The organism is Candidatus Poriferisocius sp., from assembly GCF_965214065.1.
GTDB lineage: Bacteria > Actinomycetota > Acidimicrobiia > Acidimicrobiales > Bin134 > Poriferisocius.
Genome location: NZ_CBDCAT010000025.1, coordinates 30,916 through 47,974, shown reverse-complemented (window position 1 = coordinate 47,974; position 17,059 = coordinate 30,916). Strand labels below are relative to the sequence as shown.

General features: G+C 65.0%; 14 protein-coding genes. 2 read left to right on the top strand and 12 right to left on the bottom strand.

The window, feature by feature from the left end:
• Window positions 1-30 precede the first annotated feature (30 nt).
• Genes lysS through folE form a run of 9 tightly spaced genes read right to left on the bottom strand, consistent with a single transcriptional unit; the run spans window position 31 to window position 6,820 of the window.
• The gene (lysS, locus tag ACOOGG_RS03010; RefSeq protein ID WP_420432146.1) at window positions 31-1,485 is read right to left on the bottom strand and encodes a lysine--tRNA ligase; all 1,455 of its coding nucleotides are present in this window, start codon (window positions 1,483-1,485) and stop codon (window positions 31-33) included.
• Window positions 1,458-2,252 (bottom strand): type III pantothenate kinase, encoded by a 795-nt coding sequence (locus tag ACOOGG_RS03005; RefSeq protein ID WP_420432144.1) that lies wholly within the window; start codon window positions 2,250-2,252, stop codon window positions 1,458-1,460. Before ACOOGG_RS03005 ends, lysS begins: the two co-directional genes overlap by 28 nt.
• Before the next feature lie 12 nt (window positions 2,253-2,264).
• Window positions 2,265-3,140 (bottom strand): carboxylating nicotinate-nucleotide diphosphorylase, encoded by an 876-nt coding sequence (nadC, locus tag ACOOGG_RS03000; RefSeq protein ID WP_420432142.1) that lies wholly within the window; start codon window positions 3,138-3,140, stop codon window positions 2,265-2,267.
• Window positions 3,127-3,999, bottom strand: coding sequence for a pantoate--beta-alanine ligase (gene panC / locus ACOOGG_RS02995; RefSeq protein WP_420432140.1), 873 nt, complete (start codon window positions 3,997-3,999; stop codon window positions 3,127-3,129). The genes nadC and panC overlap by 14 nt, the downstream gene beginning before the upstream one ends.
• On the bottom strand, window positions 3,999-4,469 hold the full coding sequence (gene folK, locus ACOOGG_RS02990) for a 2-amino-4-hydroxy-6-hydroxymethyldihydropteridine diphosphokinase (protein ID WP_420432138.1): 471 nt from the start codon (window positions 4,467-4,469) through the stop codon (window positions 3,999-4,001). The genes panC and folK overlap by 1 nt, the downstream gene beginning before the upstream one ends.
• Window positions 4,466-4,834: a dihydroneopterin aldolase gene (gene folB / locus ACOOGG_RS02985; protein WP_420432136.1), complete on the bottom strand. Its 369-nt coding sequence runs from the start codon at window positions 4,832-4,834 to the stop codon at window positions 4,466-4,468. Before folB ends, folK begins: the two co-directional genes overlap by 4 nt.
• On the bottom strand, window positions 4,827-5,381 hold the full coding sequence (locus ACOOGG_RS02980) for a hypothetical protein (RefSeq protein WP_420432134.1): 555 nt from the start codon (window positions 5,379-5,381) through the stop codon (window positions 4,827-4,829). Before ACOOGG_RS02980 ends, folB begins: the two co-directional genes overlap by 8 nt.
• Entirely contained in the window at window positions 5,378-6,175 is a 798-nt protein-coding gene (gene folP / locus ACOOGG_RS02975) for a dihydropteroate synthase (RefSeq protein ID WP_420432132.1), read from the bottom strand. Before folP ends, ACOOGG_RS02980 begins: the two co-directional genes overlap by 4 nt.
• Before the next feature lie 60 nt (window positions 6,176-6,235).
• Window positions 6,236-6,820 (bottom strand): GTP cyclohydrolase I FolE, encoded by a 585-nt coding sequence (gene folE, locus ACOOGG_RS02970; RefSeq protein WP_420432130.1) that lies wholly within the window; start codon window positions 6,818-6,820, stop codon window positions 6,236-6,238.
• Window positions 6,821-6,855: 35 nt separating this feature from the next.
• Between folE and ACOOGG_RS02965 the strand changes: the two genes are divergently transcribed.
• Both ACOOGG_RS02965 and ACOOGG_RS02960 read left to right on the top strand, forming a co-directional pair.
• Window positions 6,856-9,291 (top strand): CaiB/BaiF CoA transferase family protein, encoded by a 2,436-nt coding sequence (locus tag ACOOGG_RS02965; protein ID WP_420432128.1) that lies wholly within the window; start codon window positions 6,856-6,858, stop codon window positions 9,289-9,291.
• 64 nt (window positions 9,292-9,355) lie between these two features.
• Complete coding sequence (locus tag ACOOGG_RS02960) at window positions 9,356-12,871, top strand: indolepyruvate ferredoxin oxidoreductase family protein (protein ID WP_420432126.1); 3,516 nt, start codon at window positions 9,356-9,358, stop codon at window positions 12,869-12,871.
• Between the two features lie 13 nt (window positions 12,872-12,884).
• Here ACOOGG_RS02960 and ACOOGG_RS02955 read toward each other — a convergent pair whose 3' ends face one another.
• The 3 genes from ACOOGG_RS02955 to ACOOGG_RS02945 are packed head-to-tail and all read right to left on the bottom strand — an operon-like array spanning window position 12,885 to window position 16,982.
• Window positions 12,885-13,952 (bottom strand): ABC transporter permease, encoded by a 1,068-nt coding sequence (locus ACOOGG_RS02955; RefSeq protein WP_420432124.1) that lies wholly within the window; start codon window positions 13,950-13,952, stop codon window positions 12,885-12,887.
• Window positions 13,945-15,072 carry an ABC transporter permease gene (locus tag ACOOGG_RS02950; RefSeq protein WP_420432122.1) on the bottom strand — a complete coding sequence of 376 codons (1,128 nt, stop codon included), beginning with the start codon at window positions 15,070-15,072 and terminating at the stop codon, window positions 13,945-13,947. The genes ACOOGG_RS02955 and ACOOGG_RS02950 overlap by 8 nt, the downstream gene beginning before the upstream one ends.
• 53 nt (window positions 15,073-15,125) lie before the next feature.
• Window positions 15,126-16,982, bottom strand: coding sequence for an ABC transporter substrate-binding protein (locus ACOOGG_RS02945; RefSeq protein ID WP_420432120.1), 1,857 nt, complete (start codon window positions 16,980-16,982; stop codon window positions 15,126-15,128).
• Between the last annotated feature and the right edge of the window lie 77 nt (window positions 16,983-17,059).

Here is a 17,059-nt window from a genome sequence, read left to right as displayed (position 1 = left end):
CGGTTCTGAGTCGGCGACCCACGGGTACGGCTAGCGTTCGGGGCGCTCCGGGGGTTCGGGGCGCAGCGTGGGAAACAGGATCACGTCGCGGATGCTGGGCGCGTCGGCCAGCAGCATGGCCAGGCGATCCATGCCCACCCCCAATCCACCGGTGGGGGGCAGGCCGAACTCCAGCGCCCGCAGATAGTCCCGGTCCACGGCCATGGCTTCGGCGTCGCCTGCATCTCGGTCGGCCGCCTGGTCTTCGAAGCGGGCCCGTTGCTCGTCGGGATCAGTGAGCTCGCTGAAGGCGTTGGCCAGCTCCCGGCCGGCCACGATGGCCTCGAAGCGCTCTACCCAGCCGGGATGGTCCCGGTGCTCCCGGGCCAGCGGCGATACTTCCTTGGGGTAATCGCACACGAATACCGGGCCCCATAGCTCGGCCTCGGTGGTCTTCTCATAGAGCTCCAAGAGAAGCTTTCCCGGCCCCCAGCGGTCTTCTACCGGTATCTCCCGGTCGGCACAGTGCGATCGCAATTTGGCCAGCGGGGTGTCGAGGTCGACATCCAGACCGCTGTGGGTAGCCAGCAGATCGACAAACCGGGCTCTGGGCCAGGGCGGAGTCAAGTCTAGATCGCGCCCGCCGTAGCTGATGTGGGTGGTGCCCTTCAGTTCCAGGGCCAGATGGGCAACCAGCTCCTCAACCAGCTCCATGATGTCGCCGTAGTCGGCATAAGCCCAGTACAGCTCCAGCATCGTGAATTCGGGGTTGTGCCGGGTGGATATGCCCTCGTTTCGGAAGACTCGGGCAATCTCATACACCCGTTCTAGACCCCCCACCACCAGCCGCTTCAAGTACAGCTCCGGCGCGATCCTCAAGAAGAGATCCATGTCCAACGCGTTGTGGTGGGTGCTGAACGGCCTGGCCAGCGCGCCGCCGGGCACCGGATGGAACACCGGCGTCTCCACCTCGATGAACCTCCGGTCTTCCAGCCACCGGCGGGTGAGCGACATCATCTCCGACCGCAGTCGGAAGGTGTGGCGGGCCTCCTCGGTCACCCACAGATCGACATAGCGCTGGCGGAACCGGATGTCGGGATCGGACAGCCCGTGCCATTTGTCGGGAAAGCTCCGCTGGGCTGCGGCCAGCAGCTCCCACTGCTCCACCTTTACAGAGAGCTCTCCGGTCCGGGTCTTCATCACCTCCCCGCTTACTCCAACCCAATCCCCAAGAGACAGGGAACAGAACCCGTCGTAGTCGGGGGTGACCTTGGCCGGGGCAAATAGCTGGACGCGCCCGGTGGCGTCTTGAAGCGTGGCGAACGCCAGCCGCCCCTGCACCCGCCGGAGCATGACCCGGCCCGCCACCGATACCTGCTTCCCAGTCTCGGTGCCCGGCTCGATACCGCCATGGCGGTCGTGACATTCGGCGGCAGTGGCGGTGGTCTCGAACCGGTAGGGGGGATTCACCGAATGCCCTACTGGTTGCGCCCGTGGACCAGCCACAGACCGTGAAGGGTCAGATGGGGCTCGACGTACTGGATGCTCTCCGACAGCGGGGCGATCAGGTGGGCCAGGCCACCGGTGGCGATCACCACCATCTCTTCGTCCAACACGGCGGTGAATCGGGCCACCATGCCGTCGATCTGGGCCACGAACCCGTAAATGACACCCGACTGGATGGACTCCATCGTGGTCTTGCCAATCACGCTGCGGGGCTCGGTGAGCGCCACCGGCCCCAAGGCGGCCGCCCGGCCCACCATGGCGTCAAGACTGACCTCGATACCCGGGCCTATGGCCCCGCCCAAGAACTCGCCGGCCGCGGAGACCACGTCGAAGTTGTTGGTAGTGCCGAAGTCGACGATCACCGCCGGTCCGCCGTAGAGCTGGTGAGCAGCCACCGCGTTGGCAATGCGGTCAGCCCCAACCTCGCGGGGGTTGTCGTACAGGATGGGGATGCCGCTGCGAGTGCCGGGCTCGATCACCACCGGTTCGAAATCGAAGTAGCGCTGCACCATCATCCGCACGCTCTCGCGGATGCGGGGCACCCCCGAGCACACCGCGACTCCGGTCAGCTCCTCCTCCATGCCCACATCAATGCTGTCCAGCAGGCTCCGCAACAGAACGGCCACCTCGTCGGGCGTGCGCTCGTGGACGGTGGACAGCCGCCAGTGCTCAATCAGCCCATCGTCGGCCTGGCTGTCTTCGGCGCGCTCGGCCTGGTACAAGCCAACCACGGTCTGGGTATTGCCGATATCAAGGGCCAGCAACATGGAAACTCTCTTTTACTCCCTTTCAGAACTGACCGGATCATTGACGACATCGAGGGCGATGTCCAGCGCCGGGGCCGAGTTGGTGAGGCGGCCTACCGAGATGAAGTCCACCCCAGTGGCTGCGTACTCGGCCACCGTCTCCAGGGTGATGCCACCGCTCACCTCCAGCAGGGAGCCGTGGCCGGTGGCCCGGTCCACGCTGGCCCGCACCTCCTCGGGGGTCATGTTGTCCAGCAGCAGGGCATCGGCGCCCGCGGCCAGGGCCTCTTCCACCTGTTGGAGGCGGTCGCACTCCACGTAAACGATGCGGCCCGGCAAGTTCTGGCGGGCGGACGCCACTCCTTGGGCAATGCCGATGCCATCCAGGTGGTTGTCCTTGAACATAACCCAGTCGGACAGCCCCATCCGGTGGTTGTGGCCGCCTCCGGCCCGCACAGCCGCCTTTTCCAGCACTCGCAGGCCGGGAGTGGTCTTGCGGGTATCCCGGATGCGGGCGCTGCCCGGGCCTGCCGACGATGCCGCGGCCGCGTACCGGGAAACCTCGGTAGCGATGCCCGACAGATGGCTCAAGAAGTTCAGCGCAGTGCGCTCCGCCGTCAACACCGAAGCCCGGGGCCCGGCCACCACCGCCAGCGTTTGGGCACCGCTCACCGAATCGCCGTCGGCGGTGCGCCACTCCACCTTCACTGAGGGATCGACCTGGCGGAACACCTCAACGGCGCAGGCCCGCCCGGCCAGTCGGCCAGCGGCTCGAGCGACAATCTCCGCGGTGACCTCAGACGGGGGAAGAAGCGACGACGTAAGGTCGCCCAGCGAGCCCAAGTCTTCCGCCAAGGCCAATTCCACCGCGGCCCGCACCTCCTCGGGGGGAGGATCAAAGCCGGTCACAGTCCAAACCCAGATTGTCTATCAGGCGGGCTTGGCCCACTCGAGCGGCCACCAGCAGACGCAGCTCGCCGCCCAGCACATCGGGGCGAACCAGCGTGGCCGCGTCGACCGCCGCGGCATAGTCGGGCGATGCCTTGGGCTCGGCGTCCAGCACCGCGGCCATGACCGCTTCCACTTCGTCGGGGTCCCGGCTGCCCTCGGCAATCGCATCCCGCCCGGCCTGCAATGACCGCCACAGCACGGTGGCCGCGGGTCGCTCGTCGGCAGTCAGGTATACGTTTCGGCTCGACATGGCCAGGCCGTCGGATTCCCGGAAGGTGGGACAACCCACTACCTCCACCGGCAAGGACAGGTCGGCGGCCATTCGCCGGATGACCACAAGCTGCTGGTAGTCCTTCTCTCCGAAGTAGGCCCGGCCCGGCCCCAGCATCGAGAACAGCTTGGCCACCACGGTGGCGACTCCGTCGAAGTGGGTGGGGCGGACGCGTCCTTCCAGCACCGCATTGAGACCCTTGACCGTCACCGAGGTAATCGGAGTCTGCGGGTAAATCTCATCGGTCAAAGGGGCGAACACCAGCCCTGCCCCCGCGGCAGCGCACATCTCTTTGTCCCGGCCCAAGTCTCGAGGGTAGGTCCCATAATCCTCACCCTCAGCAAACTGAAGCGGGTTCACAAAGATGCTCACCACGGTCAGGTCATTGTCGGCCACCGAGCGGGTCACCAGCGACTGGTGCCCTTGGTGGAGATAGCCCATGGTGGGCACCAAGCCGACTGAGCCGCCTTGCCGTCTTGCTGCGTCCACGACAGCCCGCAACTCAGGTACTCGCGTGACCACCGGGACATCGGTGACGGTGCTCATCAGCAGGCCTCGCCGGTGAGCTCGTCCCAACCACCTCGGCGGCGGCAACCGCCGGTGTTGGGATCAGCCCAGCCCTCAGCCAGTTCGGGGGCCAGCTCCCCGAGAGGCATCATCACAAAGGCACGTTCCAACATGCGGGGATGGGGCACGACCAGATCGGACTCGTCCACTGTCTCCCCGTCCACCCACAGAACATCGACATCCAATGTCCGGGGACCCCAGCGCTCTTTCCGCACTCGTTCGGCCGAAGCCTCCAATGCCCGGCACAGCTCCAGGAGGTCCCGAGCCGAACGGCTGGTGTCCAACTCGGCCACGGCATTTAGATATTGGCCCTGGTCGGGACCGCCCACCGGATCGGTCTCGTATACCCCGGAGACGGCGACGCAGTCGCCAATGGAGGCCACCGCGGCCCTGAGATAGCCCAATCGATCCCCCAGGTTGGATCCAAGGCCTAGAAAAGCCCTGGTCATTGGCGAGCGCGGGTGATGCGGACCCCGCTGGTGGACAAGTGCTGGGGCACCGGTGGCCGCAGCTTACGGACCTCGACGGTGACCCACTGCGCCCGTCGGTCGGCGTCCAGGCAAGCTTCGGCCACTCTCTGAGCCATGGCCTCCATGAGAGTGAACTGCCCGCTCTCGGCCGCCGCGCACACCACCGCACAGACCTCGCCATAATCGATAGTGTCGCCCAATTCGTCAGTTCGACCTGACGGCGCCAGATCCGCACCGATGTCCACATCCAACTCGAACGGTTGAGCCCGGACCCTCTCCTCGGGAAGCGCTCCGCAAATGGCCATCACTCGCAATCCCTGCAAGCGCAGGCAATCCTCAGTCATCTCCGCTGGACTCCTGTTCGTCCTCAATGACGGCCGAAAGGGGCACCTCCGGCTCGGGGAGGGCGGCGGCGTTGACGATACGGCGACCCACCGAGCCGACGGGGCGTTCAGTCATCTTCTCCACCACCACCACCGCCTGAGATTCGCTGGGAACCATCCCGGTCCACAGCAGGTATCCGGCCACGAACCCGCACACCACGTCGCCCAGAGCGCGCCGGTGGACCAGCAGCTTCTCCCCGCTGGCCAGCAGAGAGTGCAGCTCCGCGAAGAGCGGTTCGAGCCTCGTCCTATAGTCCTCGTTGTCGGCGATGGGCCAGTGGCTCCAAGCGATGTTCTGTTCGCTGTAGTTGTGAAGGTTGTGAGTAGACGGGATCAACGACACAACCCGAGTGAAACCCTGCTGGCGAATCCAGTTGATCTCCTCAGTGCGCCGAACCCGGCGGTGGCTATCCCCCCGACCTCCTGGGCGCTCGCAAATGGCGAGGCGGTCCTTCATGATCCAATAGAAGTTTCGGGGACGAATGCCCGCCGCCCACTTGCCCTTCACGCCGCCACCACTTTCATTGCCCCCACAGTGGCTGCGACGTCATGAGCCCGAACAATGGCCGCCCCCTGGGAGAATGCCCAGGCGGCGGCGGCCAGCGACCCTTCGAGCCGGTCGTCGGTCGACACGTCTTCCTGGCTGCATCCGTCGCTTCGGGAGTGAAGCTCCCCGATGAACCGCTTGCGGCTAGCCCCCACCACGACGGGTGTTCCCTCAGCAGTGAGCTGCCGCAGGTTGGCCAGCAGCTCCAGATTGTGGTCGGTGGTCTTTCCAAAGCCGATTCCCGGATCGATCCACACTTCGGGAACTCCGGCAACCAGTGCCCGCTCGGCAGCCTCAGACAGAAAGCGGCCTACCTCGGCAACCACATCGGTGTACTGGGGGGCGATCTGCATGGTGGTGGGGGTTCCCTGGCGGTGGACGGCAATCCAGGTCACATTCAACTCAGCGGCCACTTCGTGCATCGACGCGGAGACGTCATTGAGGATATCGGCCCCCGCGGCCACCGCGGCGCGGGCCACCTCGGGCTTGGTTGTGTCGATAGAGACCCGCCCATGAGGGGCCAGACCGGCCACCACGTCCACCACCCGGGCCAGTTCTTCGCCCACCGGCACCGGATCAGCTCCCGGCCGGGTGGACTCGCCGCCCACGTCCACCACGGAGGCCCCTTGGTCGAACTGCTGTAGACCATGGGCCACCGCCGCTTCGGGCGTCGGATACCGGGCCCCGTCGGAAAACGAGTCAGGAGTCGCGTTGACGATGCCCATGACCATTGGCTCCGTTTTCGGCGTCTCCATGGCCTCAGAGTACCGCCGAATTTCAGGGCGCCCCTATGCCAAGTGGCCTTGAAGCGGCGATTAGCGGTCTATAAACCGCATCGCTTCGGCTCGGGTGGCGATATCGGTCCGGAACAGGCCTCTCACCGCGGAGGTGACCGTGTTGGCCCCCGGCTTGCGGATGCCCCGCATCGACATGCACAGATGCTCGGCCTCCACCACCACCAACACGCCCCGCGGGTCGAGGGCGATTTCGATGGCATCGGCGATCTGGGTGGTGAGCCGCTCCTGCACTTGGGGCATCCGGGCATACCCCTCCACCACCCGGGCCAGCTTGGACAGGCCGGTGATGCACCCGTCCTTGCTGGGGATGTAGCCCACATGGGCCTTGCCCAGAAACGGGATGAGGTGGTGCTCGCACAGCGAATACAGGGGGATGTCGCGCACCAGGATCATCTCGTCGTGGTCGGCCTCGAACTGACGAGTCAAGTGGGAGGCGGGGTCTTCGTGCAGCCCCTCGCAGATCTTGGCGTACATGCGAGCCACCCGCCCCGGCGTGTCCAACAGGCCGTCACGGGTCGGGTCCTCGCCGATGGCGGCCAGGATCTCCCGCACTGCGGCCTCGATCCGAGGCTGGTCTACTGAGCCTGTTTTCTTGTCGGCCATCGCCAACGACGGTAGTTCGCTAGTGTCAAAAACTCATGATTGGACGGCCAGCGTTGGACGGGGTTCGAGTAGTCGATCTGGGCTGGGGCATCGCCGGGGGCTACGCCACCAAACTGCTGGCCGACGCGGGGGCCGATGTGGTGAAAGTAGAGCTGCCCGACGGCGATCCGCTCCGGGGCTACTCGGCCTCCTTTTCCCCTATCGACGGCCACGGTCCGCTGTTCGGATTCTTGAACACCACCAAGCGATCCGTGGCGTTGGACTACCGGACGGCAGAGGGGTGCAGCCAGCTACTGGACCTGTACGCCACCGCCGAACTGGTGATGGAGCGGTCCGAGCCCGGCGAGCTCGAGGCCCTGGACGTGGGCTGGGAGGCACTGGCCGAACGGCGGTCCGACGCCACCATGGTGTCGGTGTCCAACTTCGGGCGGGGAGGCCCCTGGAGCCAACGTCCGGCCAACGAGTTCACGCTCATGGCCATCGCCGGATCGACCGCAACTCGGGGCCAACCGGGGCGCACGCAGTTCAACGCCGGGGGGCGCATCGGCGAATGGATGGGTGGAGTGACCGCCGCGGTGGCGGCCACCGCCGCACTGCGCCGGGCACAGCGCACCGGCATGGGCGACCACGTGGACCTCTCCCTTTTGGAGACCATTACGCCCACCTGCACCAACGTGCAGACGCTGTGGGGATCGTTCACCGGCGACTACGACACCAAGGCCCTGCTGGAGGTGCCTTCAGTAGAACCCACCCGGGACGGCTACGTGGGGTTCTGCGTGTTCACCGGCCAGCAGTGGCAGGACTTCACCGTGCTGGTCGGCCAACCGGAATGGGCCGACGATCCCCAACTGGCCACCATGGGCGGGCGCATCGCCGCCGGAGATTCAATCGCCGGGACCATCCGGGAATGGACCTCCGCTCGCACCACCGAAGAGGTGGTACAAGAGGCCATCTTGCTGCGCATACCGGTGGCCCCTATCGGCAACGGCGCCAACCTCCCCGAGTTCGACCAGTTCGCCCAGCGGGAGGTGTACGTGCCCAACCCCGGCGGCGGATTCCTCCAGCCCCGGGTTCCCTACCGCAACCACGCTCATCCGTCGGTCGCCTTTCGGCCCGCTCCACGCCTCGGCCAGCACACCGAACAAGTTCTGGGCGAATTGGATGCGGACGGCGACCCAGACAACTCCGGTCGCAGGGTGGGAACTGATCTCGATGCATCACCTGATGCTCTGCCCCTCGACGGCGTGCGAGTGGTGGACATGACTGCGTTTTGGGCCGGACCCTACGCCACGCTGGTGCTGGCCAGCCTGGGGGCTGACGTCATCCACATCGAATCAATGCAGCGGCCTGACGGAATGAGGTTCGGCTCGGCCCACACCCCCACCGACGACTCCTGGTGGGAGTTCGGCCCCACCTTCCACCACGCCAACGTTGGCAAGCGGTCGGTGACCCTGGACTTGACCCAGCCAGAGGGCATGGAATTGCTGCACCGGCTCATCGCGGTCTCCGATGCGTTGGTGGAGAACTTCTCCCCCCGAGTCATCGACCAGTTCGGACTGGACTGGCACACAGTCAGCACCTTGAACCCTCGAATGGTGATGGTGCGGATGCCAGCCTTCGGTTTGGACGGACCGTGGCGCGACCGGGTGGGCTTCGCCCAGACCATGGAACAAATCAGCGGCATGTGTTGGCTGAGCGGATATCCCGACACCTCGCCCCAACTGGCCCGGGGCCCGTCCGATCCGCTGGCCGGGCTGCATGCCGCCTACGCGGTGATCTGCGGCCTGCACGCCCGAGAGCGCACCGGTAAGGGCAGCTTTGTGGAGGCCACCATGGTGGAGACCGCCCTGAACGCCGCGGCCGAGCAGGTTGTGGAGCATTCGGCTACCGGCCATCTCATGGCCCGGGAGGCCAACCACCACCCCTACGCCTGTCCACAAGGGGTGTACGAGTGCTCGGATGGTCAGCAGATCGCCCTATCGGTGGAGACAGAACACCACTGGGAGCAACTGCTGGCCGCCGTGCCCGAGCTGGAGCTGCACCGCGTGCCCAACTCAGCAGCATTGGCCGACCGGTTCGCCGTCCGCCACACCTTCGACAAGCTCCTCAGCCGTTGGTGTGCCAACCTCGCAGCCTCCGACGTGGTGGAACGGCTCATCTCGTTCGGCGTGCCCGCCGCGGAGTTGGAAATGAGCCGAGGAGGCGATCGCAACCCCCAGGTGAACGCCCGCGGCTTCTACGAGGCGGTGGAGCATAGGCTGGCCGGCACCCACCGCTTTCCGGCCATGCCGGTGCGGTTCGGCCGTCAGCCCGATCGCTGGTTCACTCGCCCCGCCCCCACTCTGGGCGAGCACAACGGCGAGGTGCTGGGCAGGCTGCTCGGGGTGGACGACGACGAGCTGGCCCGCCTCGAGGCCGCCCAGGTCATCGGCAACCGCCCCGTATTCGCTCCTGTCAGCCCTGCTGTTTGATAATCGACTTGATGGTGGAACTGCCCAACACCGTTGCCCGCTCTTGCTCCTAGACTGACCCCACATGACGGCCACCGAATCGAATCGCAGCTACCGGCTCTCCGATCGCTTTACCAACGATTACGGAACGGTGTTCCTCACCGGCATCCAGGCCATGGCCCGTCTCCCGCTGGATCAACTCCGAGCCGACCGGGCTGCCGGGCTGAACACCGCCGCGTTCGCCGCCGGCTATCCCGGCTCCCCGTTGGGCGGACTCGACTCCGCGCTGACCCGGGCCGTCCGAGAATCCGGGGAGAACGACGTCGTCTTGCGGCCATCGGTGAACGAGGAGTACGCGGCCACCGCGGTGATGGGCAGCCAGCTCGCCGGATCAAGGCCTGATGCCCGCTACGACGGAGTAGTCGGCATCTGGTATGGCAAGGCCCCTGGTGTCGACCGGGCCTCCGACGCTATCCGCCACGCGGTGTTCGCCGGTGCCCATCCCACCGGCGGCGTGATCCTGCTGGCCGGCGACGACCCCAACGCGAAGTCCTCCACGCTGCCGTCCACATCGGCTGGGGTGCTGGCCGACCTGCACATTCCCGTCCTCTACCCCGGTGACCCCGGCGATGTGCTTGAGCTGGGCCGCCACGCCATCGCTATGAGCCGGGCCACCGGCCTGTGGGTGGGCATGAAGATAGTGGCCAACGTGGCCGACGGGTCGGCCGACGTGAACCTCGACCCCAACCTGGTCAGCCCGGTCATTCCCCAGCACGAGGGCACGCCCTACCAGCACCGTCCCGACCCCCGGCTGCTCACCCCCTACACGCTGGACATCGAGCGGGAGATCGTGGAGGTACGCACCAAGCTGGCCCTCGAATATGCCGAGCTGAACCACCTCAACCGGGTGGTGGTGGACTCCCCCGACGCTTGGATCGGGATCATCTCCTCGGGGGTCACCTACTGGGAGGTGCGCGAGGCGCTGGCGGCAATCGGACTGGATGAAGACGCCAAGATCGCCAATTCGGGGATCCGCCTACTCCGCATGGGCTTGCCCATCCCATTCAACGCCTCAACCATCCGGCAGTTCGCCACCGGGCTGGAGGAGATTTTCGTCATAGAGGAGAAGACCCCCAATGTGGAGTCGAGAGTCAAAGACGCTCTCTACAACACCTCCCATCACCCTCGGATCGTGGGCGAGTTCGATGAGCACGACCGCCGCCTGGTGAAGAGTTACGGCGCCCTCCATGCCGATGATCTGGTCGGGCCGCTGCGCAGCCGCCTGTCCCGCCTGGTCGACCGCTTGGCGCCAGAACCCCCGAAGCGAGAGCACATCCCCCTGTCGGTGGACCGCACTCCCTACTTCTGTTCAGGGTGCCCCCACAACCGCAGCACGGTTACCGATCCCGGCACGGTGGTGGGCGCGGGCATCGGCTGCCACACCATGATCCTGCTGGGGGGCGAGCAGCGGTACGGAGACATCGCCGGTCTCACCTGCATGGGAAGCGAGGGCACCCAGTGGATCGGCATGGCCCCGTTCGTGGAAACCCCCCATCTGATTCAGAACATGGGTGACGGAACGTTCTTCCACTCTGGACAACTGGCCATGACCGCGGCCATCGCCGCCGGGGTGAACATCACCTACAAGCTGCTGTGGAACGGCGCGGTGGCCATGACCGGTGGACAAGATCCCACCGGTGGCATCCCTCTGAACCAAGTGTGCAGTTCGCTGTTGGCCCAAGGCGTGGCCCGCATCATCATCACCTCCGACGATCCCGCTCGCACCCGCCGCCTCGGGCTGCCATCAGAGGTAGTGGTGAAGAACCGCACCGAGCTGGCCGAGGCCCAACGGGAGCTGGCTGCCGAGAAGGGGGTGACCCTGCTCATCCACGACCAGCGGTGCGCCGCCGAGTTGCGCCGAGACCGCAAGCGGGGCCGAATCAGCCAGCCTCGGACCCGAGTGGCCATCAACCACCGCGTATGCGAGGGGTGCGGTCACTGCGCCGAAGTCTCCAACTGCCTGTCAGTCCAGCCCTTCGACACCCCGTTCGGCCGCAAGACCACCATCGACCAGGACAGCTGCAACGTGGACTTGTCGTGCTTGGAGGGAGACTGCCCGGCGTTCGTCACCATTACCCGGCCCAAACGACCCCGCCGTCGCAAGTCCCCCGCGTCAGAGGCGACCAGCCCGCCGGTGCCGCCAGCCCCTATCCCCACCCCGCTGGAGCCCTCACTCGACGACGTGAACATCCATATCACAGGAATCGGAGGCACCGGGGTGGTGACCACCGGCCAGCTCATCGGCACCGCGGCCATGTTGGACGGGTCCGGGACTCACGGTCTCGACCAAATTGGCCTTTCACAGAAGGCCGGCCCGGTGGTCAGCGATCTTCGCATAACCCAGAATGGCCGCTCGGGCAGCAACCGGCTCGGCGATCGCCAGGCCGATTTGCTGCTGGCCTTCGACCTACTGGTGGCGGCATCGCCCACCGGCCTGGATGCGGCCGACTCCTCCCGCACCTCGGTGGTCGGATCGCTAGATCTTGTGCCTCCGGGGGCCAAGACCGCCCATCCCGAGATCGATATGCCCACCGCCGCTGAGCTGTTGGAGCGAGTGCAGGCTGAAACTCGATCCGATGCCCAATTCTGGGCCAGCGCCTCCGACTTAGCCCAAGCACTGGTGGGTGACGCCGTGGGCGCCAACGTGTTCGTTGTGGGCATGGCGGTGCAGTCTGGCCTGCTGCCGGTGTCGCCCGAGGCTTTGGAGACCGCCATCGGGCTCAACGGCGTAGCTGTGGAGTTGAACACAGCCGCGTTCCGCTGGGGCCGCTGGTGGGTGGCCGACCGTTCCATGGTGGAGGAGACCGCAGCCCGCCATCCTGCGACTGCCCCCGACGATGCCCTGCATTCAATACTGTCCGCCGAAGGCGACAACCACGCCGTGCTAGGACAGAAACTGGGCGAGCGCATTGCCGAGTTGGCCCATCAGGACACCGTGTTGGCCGCCGCGTTGGAATTATTCGCCGCCGAGCTGGTGCGCTTCCAGAACCGGGCCTTGGCCAGCCGCTATCTGGACGGGGTAGCCGAATTCGCCGCCGTAGAGCGCCGGGTGAATCCAGGCTCGGCCGCGCTGACCGCCGCAGTAGCCGCCGGCCTGTTCAAGCTCATGGCCTACAAAGACGAATACGAAGTGGCCCGACTGATGCTCGACCCCGACGGCCACGCCCCGGCTATCGCCGTCGCCGAGCCCGGCGACCGGCTGGCCTGGCGTCTGCATCCGCCGACCCTGCGGGCATTGGGCCGCAAGAACAAGATCGCCCTGTCGGTGAGACGCTGGCGGCCGCTGATGGGGCTTCTGGCCAAGGGCAAGCGCCTCCGGGGCACCCCTTTCGACCCCTTCGGCCGGGCCAATGTCCGCCAAGAGGAACGCCGCCTGCCCGCCGAGTACCTAGTGGCCCTGCGCCAAGCAGTCGACGGTGCCACCACCCCCGAAGACCTGCATTCCGCCCAAGCCATCGCCGAGGCCGCCGACCTCGTCCGCGGCTACGAAGGCATCAAGCTGGCCAACATCGAGCGCTTCCGAGCCGCCATCAACCGATAGCTGCCGAGCCAGCTCAGATCTGAGCGTCGCGGGGATCCCAGCGCTCACGGGCCTTGTCGCCTACCCGGTTGAGGGCGAACACGGTCATGAACATCACGATGCCGGGGACGAAAACCAGGTGGGGATGGTCTTTGTAGGTCTCCTGGCCCGCCTCAATCATGTTGCCCCATGTCGGTTCGGGAGGCTGGATGCCCACGCCCAGGAAGCTGAGCGAGGCCTCGGCCACGATCAGCACCGCTGTTACCAAGAAGGCGTACGACACCATCGGCAGCGCCACGTTGGGCATCAGCTCCCGGAAAATGACGCGCCGGTCCCCCGAGCCCATGGCCTTGGCCGCCAACACGAATTCTCGCTGGGCGAAGGTCAGCGTGTTGGCCCGGGCTAATCGGATGTAGGTGGGGATACCCAAAAGGGACAGCTCCAGCGCCATGGTCCACTGGTTCTGCTCGAACACCGTGGCCATGGCCACCAGCAGGATCAGCGGAGGAAAGGCCAGCAAGGAGTCGGCCAGTATGCCCACCCCGCTGTCCAGCGTCCCTCGGAAGTACCCCGCGGAGATTCCAATAACCCCACCGATCAACAGGCCGATGGCCACCGCCCCCAAACTGATGATCAGTGACGTCCGGGCCCCCCACATCACCCCGCCCAAGATGTCGAGTGCTTGGGAATTGGTTCCTAGAGGATGCTCGGAGAACAGATCGGGTCGGAGCCGCACTGATCCGCCAATCGTATTCTTCACCAACTTGGACTCATTCAGCGGAAGCCACGCCACCGTGATCGCCGACAGCCCAATCAGCAACAGCCAGAACCCCGAAATCCACGCCGAAGTGTCGAAGCTCGACCCCCAGCGTCTCTGGCAGAGTGCATCCAAGCCGAAATATCCGCCCACAATGCCCGCGAGCACCAAAAAGACCCTGATCTCCGCGGTCACATCGTTGAGCACCATGGTGCCCACAAAGATCAAAGCGATGCCGATGGGAAGCAGCGGCCAGAGCCAGAACGGCCGAGGCTCGGCGCTGCGAGCACGGATCTCCGGCTCGGCCTCCACCGGAGGACCCGAAGTCACACCCGTGTCAGACACGGCCCCGCCTGATTCTGGGATCGAGATATTGATAGGAGATGTCGATGATGGCGTTCAACAGCACATAGCCCACGGCCAGCACCAGCACACCGCCTTGCACAATGGTGTAGTTCTTGGGAATCACGCCGGTGCCCACGATCAGCTTGCCCAAGCCCTCCAAGCCGAAAATGGTTTCAATGATGACCGTGCCGCCGATGAGCCGGCCCAAGGTGATGCCGGCCACAGTGATGAGGGAGAACGAGGACGGCCGGAGCGCGTCGCGGAACAAGATCCGCCACATGGGCATGCCCTTGGCCCGAGACGACAATACGAATTGCTCTTGCAGAGTCGACAGCATGTCGGCCCGCAGCAGCCGGGTGAACACCGCGATCTCGCTCAAGGCCAGAGCCAGCGCAGGCAGGAACAGGGAGCGAAGCTGCTCTCGCCAATTGTCGTCGTAGCGATGAGACGCTGTCCGGGGGAATTCGGGCCACTGGACGAAAACCCAAAGCAGAAGACCGGTAACCACCAATGTGGCCACGAAATACCCCACCCATCCTGTGACATCGGAGCGGTCTTCCCGCAATCGGTCTATGGCCACATAAGCCAACCGCAAAACGATCAGCCCTACGCCGATTACCCACAAATATCGGGGGATGGACTCGCGGAACACAAAAAAGAAGATGAACAACAGGCCGGCCAGGAATGTCGGGACCGAAATGAAGCCGAACATGGTGCCGCTCACCAGCCGGTCTACCCGAGTTCCAGCTGCTTGGGCCGACCACACCCCCAAGAAGATGGAAATAGTGAATGACAGGCCCAGCGCCATGGCTGACAAACGCAGCGTGGGACCGACGCTGCGCTGGAGCAAGTCTGTGACCGGCTCATTGGGGGAACGCAACGACAGGCCCAAGTCGCCGCTCAGCGCCCCACTCAGCCAGTCCACGTAGCGGTCGGTTATGGGCTTGTCCAAGCCCAGCGATTTTCTGATTGCCTCCAAATCCTCAATCGTGGCGTCGGTTCCCAACACGGCCGCGGCCGGATCGCCGGGAATCAGGTCGACCAGGAAAAAGGTGGCTAAAGAAACGAGGAAGAGCACCGGCACGAGACGGACCAGCTTCAAGCCGATCACTCTCAGCACGGTGCTCTTCCTCCCTTATTGCGTTATTGGTCTAGAGATTGCCGCTATTGAGCTCAGTTCTCGAAGTAGGCATCACCGAGCAGGAAAATGGTCGCCCCCGCACGCTGGACACCCTTAAGGTTGTCGGCGAGGACTAGGCCTTCCTCGGTAACCCCATAGATCATGGCTGGCAAGTGCTCAGCCCAGACGCACTGCACGGTGGTCAGTGCGGCCCGCTGATCATCCACTGTGGCTGCCCCGTACATCTGCTCCAACGCCGCGTCCATGTCCGAAGAGCGGAACCACATACGGTTAGAACCGCTTTCTGAGTGGAGGTTGTCGTTGAGAGCGGCTACCCAAGTGGCGCCGTCAGCATTGAAGCCCCACCCGGCAATCTCATAGTCGGCCTGGACTATGACCCGGGGAATCAGCACCGTGGTGACAGGCCCGAGAGCGACCTCTACTTCGAACCCGGCAGCCTCCAGCATTCCCTCGACGGCTTGGGCTACCTCGGGACCGGGGGCGGAGTCCGATTGCACCATAAACAGCGAGCCGTCCCAGCCAGTGTCGGCCATCACCTCCTCAACCAGTGCCCGAGCGGCATCGGGGTCATAAGCAGGCTCTTGATCAGCGCATTCTTGCAGCTCAGGCGACCATAGCAAGGTGCCTTCAGCGGCCACACTGTTGGTGGTTTTGAGCTTGCCCTCATAAGCCCGCTCGTTGATGACCTCCCGGTCGATGGCGTGGTGAATTGCTTGTCGGATCCTCAGATCGATTCCGATAACGTCGGCATCCCGAACTCCCTGGTTGATGAGGAACAGGCCACCCATGTTCTGGTCTTCGGTGCTCAAAGTGGCGCCGGCCTCTCGGGCTTCAGCGAACACTCGGGGATCACGCAGGAAGGCGGCATTGAAGTCACCAGCCTGGAAAGCCTCCCAGTTGGCCAACGAACTGCCCGGGAAGGTGAACTCGATCTCCTCTATACACACCGGGCCACCCCAGTAGTTGTCCCGGGCCCGCAGCACCGTTCGCACGTTGGGCTCCACCTCGACCACCTCGTAGGGACCGAAGCTGGCGGCATTGACCAGATCTGGGGATACCGCCATTCGGTTGCGAACCAGTCGGGCCGCGCTGGTTTCCTCGGTAGCGTTGGCCTCTTCCTCTTCAAGCAACTGGGCGATGACCCGCGGGTTCACGATCATGCCGGGTTCGTCACCCAACAAGGTATGGAAGGTGCTCCACGCCCGATGCAGCCGGAATATCACGGTGCTGTCATCGGGAACCTCGGTGTTGTCGAAGTCGATGATGGCTACCGAGCCGGCGGCACGGTTGTTCATGCCGTCACCTCGGCCGTCGAAGAACCGAAGCATCGAGTCGACCACGTCTTGAGCCACGAATGCATCGCCGTTGCCGTAGGTGATGCCCGAGCGGATCTTCAACGTCCACTCGGTGAAATCATCATTGGGGGTCAGCGACTCTGCGGCCCGGCCATTGGATACACCGGACTCCGGGTCGAACGTCGTCAAGAGATCCCACACGTTCACTATCTGGGTACCGCCCACTAGGGCACCGCTGCTTCCCGTTGGGTCCATGTTGGCATTGGGCGAGTACACCGCGTAGTCCACCTTGGTGCCCGGCACAGTGGCCTCGCAGCCGGCCATCATCTCCTCTTCTGCGGGAGGCTCTTCGCCGTCGTCTGCGGCGGCCGGGGCCGGAGCATCCCCATCGTCGTCTGCGGCGGCCGGGGCCGGAGCATCCCCATCGTCGTCAGCGGGGGCAGGTGCTGTCTCATCCCCATCGTCGTCAGCGGAGGCAGGTGCTGTCTCATCCGGGCCAGTGGCCACCCCCCCGTCGTCGTCGTTGCCGCAGGCCGCGGCCACCAGGCCAAAGACCATCAACAACACCAGCAGCTTCAATTGCCATGAACGCATGGGCATTCTCCCCCTCGGGTAACTCAGTGCCGACACTCTAGGGAATCTTGGTTTGGCGGGCAACCGATCCCATCGCC